A 9,610-nucleotide genomic window follows, 5' to 3' on the forward strand; every position below is an offset into this window, starting at 1 on the left:
GTGCGGGCTTGTGGCGGACCTCGGGTCGCGTCGTGGCGCGGCCGGGGCGTGAGGTGTGAGAGAGGACGGGCGTGGTGGGGGCGGGGCGTGCGGTGGCGGTCGCCGCCCCCGCCTCAGGCGCCCAGCACCTCCTCCGGGTGGACGACCTCGGTGATACCGCGAGCCGCCAGGTGCGCCCTGTCCTCGGCACGGCTCGCGAGGACGGCGGCGGGCCGGACACCGTCCTCGGTGAGCCGGGCGAACGCCTCGAAGAAGGCACCGCCCGGCGCGCAGACCGAGCGGGCCGGCGCCGTGTCGCCGTCCCCGGTGCCCTCGCCCGTGTCGCCCGTGTCGACGGCGAGGGCGGTCGTCCGGGGCGCCGGATCGTACGCCCGGCCGCGCCGGTCCCGGACGATCCGCGCGAGGGCCTCCCCCGCGGGCTTGATCCGCCGGTCGTTGGCCAACAGGCCGAGACCGTACTCCAGTTCGGGGAAGTCCGCGAGGTCCCGGGAGACGTCGTGGGAGCACCACCAGGTCACCCCCCACACGTCGCGGCAGTCCAGCGCGTTCGCGACGGTCGCCTCGGTGAACTCCGCGGCGTGCTCGGGCGGGATCAGCGGTGCGGGGGCGCCGACCTCCTGGAGCCAGACCGGCCGGTCCGGCTCCGCGGCCCACGCCTTCGACAGCTCGATCAGGTACGCGGCGTGGTGCTCGGTGGCGACGCCGGTACGGCCGTGGCGCTGGGCGGTGCCGTTGAACACCCAGGAGTGCACGGCGGTGACCGCTCCGATGCGGGCCGCGTGCGCGGGGGTGAAGGCGTGGTCGTCCTGGTACCAGGCGGCGTCGTACGCGGCGTGCAGGTGGAGCCGGCCCGGCGCGCCCTCCTCGCAGGCGGCCAGCAGCCGCCGGAGCCAGCCGGCGGCCTGCTCGGGGGTGACGGGGTCGGGGTCGGGGTGCGGTGGCCCGGAGAACTGGTTGGCCTCGTTGCCGAGGGTCATCCCGAGGAAGTTGGGCCGGTCGGCGAGGGCCGTGGCGAGCGTGCGCAGGTAGACCGCCTGCGCGTCGACGACATCGTTGTCCGTGAAGATGTTGCGCCGGTGCCAGGTCCGGGTCCAGGCGGGCAGGAAGTCGAAGCTCGACAGATGGCCCTGGAGTCCGTCGACCTGGACGTCCAGGCCGCGTTCCGCCGCGGCGTCGGCGAGCTGGACGAGCTGGTCGACCGCGCGCGGGCGGATCAGGGTGCGGTTGGGCTGGAAGAGGGGCCAGAGCGGGAAGACCCGGATGTGGTCGAGGCCCAGGGCCGCGACCGAGTCGAGGTCGGCGCGTACGGCGTCGAGGTCGAAGTCCAGCCAGTGGTGGAACCAGCCCTGGCTGGGCGTGTAGTTGACGCCGAAGCGCGGCACGGGAGAGCTCATACGGGCGATGTCGTCCTGTCCTGGTTCTGTGGGGAGTCGGCGGTCCGTCCCGCCCGGCTCGCGGGTCAGCCCTTGACGGCGCCTTCGCCGACGCCCCGGAAGAAGTAGCGCTGGAGGCAGGCGAAGAGCACGATGAGCGGCAGCACGGCGATGATCGTGCCGGCCGCGACCAGCCGTTCGTCGTTGGCGAACGTGCCGTGCAGGTAGTTGAGTCCGATGGTCAGGGTGTAGTTCTGCGGGTCGCTCAGGACGATCAGCGGCCAGAGGAAGTCGTCCCAGGCGCCCATGAAGGCGAAGATGGCCACGACGGCGAGGGTGCCCTTGACGCCGGGCAGCGCGATGCGCAGGAAGCGCTGCCAGGCGTTCGCCCCGTCCACGTACGCCGCCTCCTCGACCTCCGCCGGAAGCCCCAGGAAGGCGTTGCGCATCAGCAGCACGTTCAGCGCGCCGATCGACCCGGGCAGCAGTACGCCGAGCAGGGTGTTGTTCAGGCCCAGCTCCCGCATGGTGGTGAACTGGGCGATGATGATGCCCTCCACCGGTACCAGCATGGCCAGGATGAACGCGAGGGTCGCCGCCTTGCGGCCCCGGTAGCGCAGCCTGGCCAGCGCGTAACCGGCCAGCGCGGCGCCGACACAGTTGGTGACAACGTTGGCACAGGCGACCTTGAGGGAGTTGAACGCGTACTCCCACACGGGGATGGTCTCCGCGACCCTTCCGTAGTTGGCGAGCGTGGGGTCGCTCGGGAGGAAGGAGGGCGGGGAGCTGAAGATGTTCTCGGTGGGGCCCTTGAGCGAAGTGGACAGCTGCCACAGGAACGGACCGACCATCAGGGCGAGGACGGCGACGAGCAGGGCGTAGCGCAGGACGAGTTGTCCGAGCCCGATGCGCCGGCCCTCGCCGTCGGTGAAGGCGGTGCGCGGCCCTCCGGCGGTGCGCGGCCCTCCGGTCCCGCGGGACACACCCGCCGTACGGAAGGACCGGCCGCCGGTGGCGGTCACGGCGCGGTCCGTGCTCGCGGAGCCGGACGCGGCTGTCGGGTCCGGCCGGTGGGGGGCTTTCGGGGCACTCACGCGTCCTCCTTGCGGTCGGCGCGGAGCACCAGGAGCATCAGGGCGACCGTGACGACGAAGACCACGACCGAGATGGCGGAGGCGTACCCGACCCGGCCGGACAGTCCGGTGCCCACGCGCTGGACGAGCATCACGAGCGTGGTGTCCTCCCCCGCCGGGCCGCCGGTCGGGCCGGCCATCAGGTAGACCTCGGAGAAGACCTTGAAGGCGGCGACCGAGGAGAGCGCGCCGACGAGGACCATGGTGGAGCGGACGGCCGGCATGGTGACGGTGACGAACCGGCGCACGGCCCCCGCGCCGTCCACGGCGGCGGCCTCGTGCAGCTCGCGCGGGACGTTGGCGAGCGCGGCCAGATAAATGATCATGTAGTAGCCGAGGCCCTTCCAGACCGTGACGGCCATGGCGCTCATCAGCAGCAGCCACTGGTCGCTGAGGAAGCCGATCTTCCCCACGCCGACGATTTCAAGCAGGGAGTTGACGAGTCCCCGGTCGTCCAGCATCCACACCCAGATCAGTCCGACCACGACGATCGAGGCGACGACCGGGGTGTAGAACGCGGAGCGGAAGAAGGTGATGCCGGGGATCTGCCGCTGGACGAGCAGGGCCAGCAGCAGCGGCAGGAGGACCAGGGCCGGTACGACCCCGACGACGTACAGCGTGCTGTTGCGCAGCCCGATCCAGAACATCTCGTCGTCGAGCAGTTCCGCGAAGTTGGCGAGCCCGACGAACTCGCCGGCGACCAGGGTCCGCCGGTCGGTGAAGGAGTTGATCAGCGTACTGAGGAACGGGTACAGGCTGAACGCGCCCACGATCAGCAGTCCCGGTGCCGCGAACAGCCAGGGGCTGGTGGGTAGTTGCCGTCTGATCCCGCCGCCGGCGCGATCGGCGGGCCCGTGACGGGGCCCGCGCCGTCCGAAGCCGGAGCTCCGGGGCGCGGGCCCCGCCACGGCGGGGTCGGAGGAGGTCGCCCGAGGGGCGGTGGTGCTTTTCATCGTCGCTTTCGCTCGACTCTTGGCTGTGGCTCTGACTCCGGCCCACGCTCCGGGCCGCGACGGGCGGCGGGCGCCCGTCGCGACGGGACGAACGTCGCCGGGAGGGGCGCCGGCTCGGGCCCGGCCCCGGGGGTCAGCTCTGCTTGAGCAGCTTGTCGCAGGCCTCGACGGCGCGGTCGAGCGCCTCCTGCGGGCTCACCTTGCCCTGGAGCGCCTTGGCGACCTGGTTGCGCAGCTCGGTCTTCATCTGCTCACTGAACAGCACCGGCGTGTAATTGACCGCGGAGTCCAGCGACTTGGCCGCGGCGATCCGCACGCGCGTCTCGTCGGTGCCGTCCTCCTTGGTGAAGTACGGGTCGTCCAGGCTCCCCTTGGTGCTCGGGAAGATCGCGACCTGCTTGGCGAAGGACATCTGCCGGGTCTTGTCGGTCACGAAGTGGGCGAACGCCACGGACGTCGCCTTCTGCTTCGTCCGGGCGTTCACCATCACGCCCATGACGTACATGTTGACCTTGCCGGTGCTGGTGACCTGGTCGGTGATGCCGATGTTCTTGTAGAGGCGCGGGGCCTCCTTCTTGAACTTCTCCAGGTCGAGGGCGCTGCCCGGGTTCATGGCCACGGACTCGGTCAGGAACTTGGTCCCGGAGCTCTCGGGAGTCGCGGTCAGCGCCTGCGAGTCCAGCGCCTTCTTGTCGAACAGCTCCTTGTAGCGGGTGAGCATCTCGACGCCCTTGGCGTCGTTGAAGGTGAAGCCCGTGCCGTCCTTGTTCATCAGCGAGGCGCCGTAGCGGCCGAAGTCCTCGATGGTGGGCACCTGCGCCAGGGTGGCGATCTTGCCGTTGCTCTGCTCGGCCAGCCGCAGGCCGCTCTCGAAGACCTCGTCGTAGGTCGTCGGCGGCTTCTCGGGGTTGAGCCCGGCCTCCTCGAAGAGACGCTTGTTGTAGAACATCGGGCCGGTGTTCAGGTACCAGGGGAAGGCGTAGGTGCCCTGCAGACCCGGTATCTGGTGGCTCCGCCAGGCGCCCGGCAGGTACTCCTTGCCGTACGCGGCGGCCGTCTCGTCCTTGTCGAGGTCCATGGCCAGCCCGGCCTTCGCCAGCGGGGTGACCAGGTCGGGCGAGACGTTCACGACGTCGGGCAGCGTGCCACCGGCGGCGTCCGCGCTGAGCTTGTCGGCGTATCCCTCGGCCGGCCGGTCGATCCACTGCACCTCCGTACCCGGGTACTCCTTCTCGAAGTCCTTGATGACTCCGTTGAAGTAGTCCTTGAAGTTCGCCTGAAGGTTCCAGGTCTGGAAGGTGATCTTGCCCTTGACAGCGTCGGAGGCCTCGGAGGACCCGTCGTCGGAGCCTCCCCCACAGGCGCTGAGCGGCAGGACGGTGGCGAGAACAGCGGCGAGGGCGACTGCTCTTCGGGAGATGCGCACGGTGAACGGCTCCTTTGCTCGGACCAGGCGTGCGAAACGGCCAGCCGGAGCGGCGCTGCACCGGCTGTTGCCCAATTTCCAGCAGAGATTCGCAGTGCCCCCGGGCGGAAGTCAACACATACTGACGACAAAGTCATCACTGTCCGATATCAGACCAGGCCAGCCGCCATATTTTGCCTTTCTTGCAGGCACCCACTAATGCGCTTTAGGATGGTGGCACTCAAGCGCTTTAGTGCCCGATGTGCAAGGCTTGTCCGGTACGGCGGGAAAGCCCGGGGACGCCGATGGGGGTCGGCCGAGAAGGACAGCGGAGAAAAGGGGCACAGGTGACAGCCAACGGGCCGTCGGCCAAGGACACCGCGGCGGCCCGGCGCGGTCGCGCGCGCCGTCCGACCATGAAGGACATCGCCCAGCGCGCCGGGGTCTCCGAGAGCGCCGTGTCCTTCGCGCTCAACGACCGGCCGGGGGTCTCCGAGGTGACCCGCGCCCGGGTCCGCCGGGTCGCCGAACAACTGGGCTGGCGACCGAGCACCGCCGCGCGCGCCCTGTCGGGCGAGGGAGCGGCCACCGTCGGGCTGGTGCTCGCGCGGCCCGCGGCGACCCTCGGCGTCGACTCGTTCTTTCTCCAACTGATCTCCGGCATCCAGGAGATCCTGTCAGACCGTGGACTCGGCCTGCTCTTCCAGGTGGTGGAGGACGTGACCGCCGAGTGCGCGGTCTACCGGCGGTGGTGGGCGGAGCACCGGGTGGACGGGGTGCTGGTGGTGGATCCGAGGACCGACGACCCCCGCCCCGCCCTGCTGGACGAGTTGGGGCTGCCCGCCGTGGTCATCGGCGCGCTGACGGATGAGAGGGGACGTACGGGAGCGGGCCTGTCCCAGGTACGGGCCGACGACGCGGGCGGCATGGCCGTGATCGTCGACCGGCTGTACGCGCTGGGGCACCGGCGCATCGCGCACGTCGCCGGCCTGCCGTCGCTCGCCCACACCGAGCGGCGGATCCGGTCGTTGCGCGTCGAGGCCGGCCGGCGCGGTCTGTCGGACGTCCACTCGTTCACCACGGACTACTCCGACACCGAAGGCGCGGCCGTGACCCGCCGGCTGCTGGACCGGGGCGCCCCGCCGACCGCGCTGATCTACGACAACGACGTGATGGCCGCCGCCGGAGCGGCGGTCGCGGCGGGCCTGGGCAGAGCGGTGCCGGGGGACGTCTCGGTCGTCTCCTGGGAGGACTCGGCGCTGTGCCGACTGGTACGCCCCTGGCTGACGGCGCTGTCCCGCGACACGATCGCCTTCGGCCGGCTCGCGGCGGGGGAACTGGCCGCGCTCCTGGACGGCGGCCCGGCCCGTACCGTGCAGGTGCCGCTCCCCCGCCTGATCGAACGGGAGAGCACGGAGAGGGCCCGTCCCGTACCTCAGGAGTCCCGGTCCGACGACGTTTGAGGGGGCTTTGAGGGGGCGGGGAGCGAACCGCCGCCGCGGGGCGCTCGGCCCCTGCCGCGACGAGGCGGTCGGGCCGGTCACCCGCCGCTCGCCCGGACGCCCGGTCGGCCGTGTGCCGGCCGCCGCCCGTCCCACGGCGGGCGGCGGCCTGTACGCATGCGCTCTCCGCCGCCCCCCGTCGGTCGGGAGCGGATGAGGGCGGACGGCGCGGAGCCGTCGGTCGTGAGGCCGACCGGACCGTACGGAACCGGCCGGCCCTCGGCTACTGGGTTGTCCCGCCCCGGTTCGGTTCCGTCTCGGCGGTCGGTCCTTCGACGCCGACGACGGCCTCCACGTCCCGGTTCGCGACGGCGGAGGACCGGCGACGGGTCTCCGCCAAGTCGGCGCGGGCGACCTCGGCGCGCAGCATGGCGTTGAGTGCGGCGAACGTGTCGATGGGCATGGCTGTGTTCCTCACGGTGAGTCGGTGAGCCGGTGCTGATCAACTGCTGTGGCAGGAAGGGCACTTCAGTGCGAAACGCACTCGATGCCCCGACTGTCAGCAGCGCAGCACCACACAGCGCGTGGGCCCCGGCACGACCGGGGCCCCGGACGGCGCGCACCGTCCGGCCCGCCGAGCCCGGTCCGGTCCGTACGGCCGGTGTCGGCACACGAGTCGCACCCGCGTCACACAGGATCGCTCGGTCCTGGCGGGAGCGGTCTGCTCGCTCTCGGCCGGGTCCTGCTGCTGTCCCTCGCCGGCCGGATCCCGGGGCGCCGAGGCGGGCGGCGGAGGCTCCGCCTCCTGCGCCGACGCCACGGAGGACAGGAGGGAGGCGAGCGTCATGGCGAGGAACGCGGCCAGCACCAGCGCCACGATCAGGGTCCGGCGCTCGGCGGCAGCACGTACCACGTCGGGGCGGGGGACGACAGGTGCGACACGGCGCATGGGCACGACCTCCTGGACAAGCCACCTCTGCCCATGAGGAACGGCGTTTCGTCCTGCTACCGCCGGAAATCGCTCGCACGAGGGACGCGCACGCCAGGGGCGCGCGTCAGGACGACTCCGCCTCGTTCCCGGCGGGACACGCCCCTGGTGAGACCCCGTCGGCGGCATACGTGGGCGGTCGTTCGCCCTCACGTGCCCCGTTCCGCACCGGCACCTGCGGCCCGCTGCCCTCCCTCAGCCAGCGCCTGAGCACCCCGTGCACCCGCTCGGCGCCGACGAGTTCGCCACCGTCCGGGGCCGGCGCGGAGAGCACCAGCGGGGACAGCAGGAACGGGTGGGACTGGGCGCCGCCCAGTCCGCCGTGCGAACCGATCTGCTCCTCGAAGGCGTGCACCTCCCCCGTCTCCGGGTCGTACATCGAGTTGACCATGATGTCCGCGACATGCGGGAACGCGTCCGCGCGCCGTACGGCGTCGGCCGCGCCCGGCCCCATCCCGGCCAGCGGACCGCCGTCCTCCAGCAGCGCGACCGGGACCTCCGAGCCGCCGGGGCCGAGCACCACGGAACCGTGCTCCTCACTGGCCACCAGCAGGAATCCGATCCCCGGGTGGTCGGCGAGGGTCCGCAGCAGCGCGGGGTACCGCCGGTCGATCCGCTCCCGGCTCATCCGGCCAGGCACGTCGGGGAACGAGACCAGGCCGAGGTTCCCCGAGGCGAGCACGATCGGGTCCGAGCCCGGCGCGGGCCGCTCGCCGGGCCCCTCCGACTCGGGCCGGTGCAGCGCGCCGAGGACCGCGTGCCGGGCGGCGTCGCGCGCTTCGGCACCGCTCTTGGTGCGCCCGGCCCGGCGCGGTACGGGCAGCCCGCAGCCCGCCCTGACCAGGTCCCTGAGCGTGAGCCCGTAGGCGCTCTCGAAGGTCTCGCCGGGGCTCTGGCCGTGGTCGGAGAGCAGCACGATCCGGTACCCGCGGGGAGCGAGTTCCGCGACCCGCGCGATCAGCCCGACCGAGCGGTCGAGGCGCGCGAGGACCTGCGCGGCGTCCCCGCTGTGCGGCCCCGAGTGGTGGGCGACCTCGTCATACGCGACGAGGTCGGCGTAGACGGTGGTACGGCCGGCCAGCATGTCGCCGAGGACGGCGGCGACCACGACATCGCGCTCCACGACGGTCGCGAAGGCCCGGATGAACGGGTAGAGCCCGCCGCGCCCCACCCGCGGCCGGTCGCCGCGCAGCCGCGCCCGCACGGACTGGCCGATCTCGCGTCCGACGTCGGCGACGAAGGAGACGACCGTACGGACGGCGTTGGCGGGATCGGAGAAGTAGGCGAAGTAACCGGCGCGGGAGCGGTTGGCCCGCCCGCGCCGGGCGGCCATCGACAGCACCAGCGCGAGCTGGTCGGCGCCGCCGCTGAAGAGGTTGCCGCGGCTGGCGCCGTCGAGCGTGAGGAGGCCGCCGTCACCGGTGCGTTCGACGGCCCGGCGCTGGAGTTCGGCGGCGCTGCCGGGCCGGTTGCTGACCATGATCCGGCCGGTGTCCTTCTCGTACCAGCGGAAGGCGGGGACGTCGTGGCTGGAACCGTGCAGGATGCCGAGCTGGCTGGCACCGGTCTGGCTCGACCAGTCGGTGCGCCAGGGGGTGAGCCGGTGGGTGGGGTGTTCACCGAGCCAGGCGGCGACATGGGGCATCACGCCGTCGCGGACGGCCGCCAGCAGGACGTCGTGGCCCACGCCGTCGAGCTGGAGGAAGACGGTGCCGGGCGTACCGTCCCGGCGGCCGCCCCGGCCGTTCCCGCGCCGCCGGCCGGCGAGGCGGGAGAACCTGCGGCCGTACGCGTTGTCGTCGCCGACCGCGAGCGCGGTGGAGGTCGCGGAGGCGACCGCCGACATCACGGCGGCGACGACCACCGCGGTCTCGGGGTTGGCCGAGCCCCCGCCGGCGGGTATCAGCCGGAGCGCGACCAGCAGGAGCGAGCCGTTGAGGAAGAACACCAGGAGTCCGAGGACCAGCGCGGGGACCAGCAGCAGCGCCCGGACGAGCAGCGGCCAGACCAGCGCGCTGAGCAGACCGAACGCCCCCGCGCCCCAGGCCGCGGTCAGGGCGGTGTCGGTGATGCTGTCCTCGGGGCCGGACTGGAGCCGGAAGTCCGGCAGGATCCCGGCGAGTGCCAGCATCGTCAGGGAGGACACCGCCCAGACGGTGATCACCCGCAACAGGGCTCCCCCGGAGGTACGCCACCGCCCCTTGAGCACAGAACTTCCACCTCACTCGTGCCCGGGCACCTGCCCGGACCCGGCCCAGCCTCGCACAGGGTCCTCCGTACCCGGCGGGGGCGGGGGCAGGGGCGGCGAGCGGGGCG

The 9,610-nt window shown here is 72.3% G+C and carries 8 protein-coding genes; 1 reads left to right on the top strand and 7 read right to left on the bottom strand.

Annotated features, from left to right (window positions below; all coding sequences use genetic code 11):
* Positions 1 to 113: 113 nt before the first annotated feature.
* The 4 genes from IG02_RS0103750 to IG02_RS0103765 all read right to left on the bottom strand — a co-directional run bounded on the left by IG02_RS0103750 (position 114) and on the right by IG02_RS0103765 (position 4,885).
* Positions 114 to 1,394 (bottom strand): glycoside hydrolase 5 family protein, encoded by a 1,281-nt coding sequence (locus tag IG02_RS0103750; RefSeq protein WP_030741741.1) that lies wholly within the window; start codon positions 1,392 to 1,394, stop codon positions 114 to 116.
* Between the two features lie 65 nt (positions 1,395 to 1,459).
* Complete coding sequence (locus IG02_RS0103755) at positions 1,460 to 2,356, bottom strand: carbohydrate ABC transporter permease (RefSeq protein WP_037802185.1); 897 nt, start codon at positions 2,354 to 2,356, stop codon at positions 1,460 to 1,462.
* 107 nt (positions 2,357 to 2,463) lie between these two features.
* Positions 2,464 to 3,459, bottom strand: coding sequence for a carbohydrate ABC transporter permease (locus IG02_RS0103760; protein ID WP_030741747.1), 996 nt, complete (start codon positions 3,457 to 3,459; stop codon positions 2,464 to 2,466).
* A gap of 133 nt (positions 3,460 to 3,592) precedes the next feature.
* Positions 3,593 to 4,885 carry an ABC transporter substrate-binding protein gene (locus IG02_RS0103765; RefSeq protein ID WP_030741750.1) on the bottom strand — a complete coding sequence of 431 codons (1,293 nt, stop codon included), beginning with the start codon at positions 4,883 to 4,885 and terminating at the stop codon, positions 3,593 to 3,595.
* Between the two features lie 395 nt (positions 4,886 to 5,280).
* Here IG02_RS0103765 and IG02_RS0103770 point away from each other — a divergent pair, with 395 nt between their 5' ends.
* Complete coding sequence (locus IG02_RS0103770; protein WP_030741753.1) at positions 5,281 to 6,327, top strand: LacI family DNA-binding transcriptional regulator; 1,047 nt, start codon at positions 5,281 to 5,283, stop codon at positions 6,325 to 6,327.
* Positions 6,328 to 6,589: 262 nt separating this feature from the next.
* Here the strand turns inward: IG02_RS0103770 and IG02_RS0103775 are convergent, their stop codons facing one another.
* The 3 genes from IG02_RS0103775 to IG02_RS0103785 all read right to left on the bottom strand — a co-directional run bounded on the left by IG02_RS0103775 (position 6,590) and on the right by IG02_RS0103785 (position 9,503).
* Positions 6,590 to 6,769, bottom strand: a complete 180-nt coding sequence (locus IG02_RS0103775) for a hypothetical protein (protein ID WP_030741755.1) — start codon at positions 6,767 to 6,769, stop codon at positions 6,590 to 6,592.
* Positions 6,770 to 6,865: 96 nt separating this feature from the next.
* Positions 6,866 to 7,255: a hypothetical protein gene (locus tag IG02_RS37615; protein ID WP_051764363.1), complete on the bottom strand. Its 390-nt coding sequence runs from the start codon at positions 7,253 to 7,255 to the stop codon at positions 6,866 to 6,868.
* Positions 7,256 to 7,361: 106 nt separating this feature from the next.
* Positions 7,362 to 9,503, bottom strand: a complete 2,142-nt coding sequence (locus IG02_RS0103785) for a phage holin family protein (RefSeq protein WP_030741760.1) — start codon at positions 9,501 to 9,503, stop codon at positions 7,362 to 7,364.
* Positions 9,504 to 9,610 lie beyond the last annotated feature (107 nt).

The organism is Streptomyces sp. NRRL F-5135 (assembly GCF_000719775.1).
Taxonomy (GTDB): Bacteria; Actinomycetota; Actinomycetes; order Streptomycetales; family Streptomycetaceae; genus Streptomyces; species Streptomyces hebeiensis.